This window comes from Lysobacter enzymogenes (assembly GCF_017168095.1).
Taxonomy (GTDB): domain Bacteria; phylum Pseudomonadota; class Gammaproteobacteria; order Xanthomonadales; family Xanthomonadaceae; genus Lysobacter; species Lysobacter enzymogenes_D.
This window is the reverse complement of record NZ_LXSD01000008.1, coordinates 1-517: the sequence shown is the minus strand read 5'-3', so window position 1 is coordinate 517 and position 517 is coordinate 1. Positions and strand designations below refer to the sequence as shown.

The window sequence follows — 517 nt, the reverse complement described above, 5'->3', positions numbered from 1 at the left end:
CGACGGCGCGCAGCTGGCGGCGCTGCAGCAGCGCCTCGGCCAGGCCTCGGCCTCGGCCGAACAGGCGCGCGGCGAAGCGCAGAAGTGGCGCAGCGCGCAGGAGCAGGCGGCGCACAGCGCGCAACGCAAGGAGCGCGAGCGCGCCGAGCTGGCGCAACAGTTGCAGGCGGCGCAGACGCGCGCGGCCGAGTGCGCGGCCGGCAGCGAGGCGCTGTATCGCGCCGGGCTGGAACTGGCCGAGCTCTATCGCGACCCGGCCTATGCCAAGGGCCGGCGGGTGACGCTGCTCGGCTTCGGCCAGGTCGAGCGCGAGAACCGCGTGCGCGAGTTGCAGGGCAAGCTCGAAGACGAACGCGCCAAGACCGCGCAGTGCGGCGGCGATGCCGCCGCGCGCACTGCCGCCACGGGTTCGAACGGTTGATGCGCGCGCCGCGCGCCCGCGCCGCTGCGAGCGCATGCGCGAAGGCGCGTGCGCACGCGTGTGCCGGCGCGCGCACTCGCCTGGCGTGCGCTGCGC

At 76.4% G+C, this 517-nt stretch carries 1 protein-coding gene; it reads left to right on the top strand.

The genetic code is table 11. The features are described from left to right. The coding region (locus A7A76_RS00225) for a hypothetical protein (RefSeq protein ID WP_206409298.1) at window positions 1–421 on the top strand (421 nt) is incomplete at its 5' end. Between the last annotated feature and the right edge of the window lie 96 nt (window positions 422–517).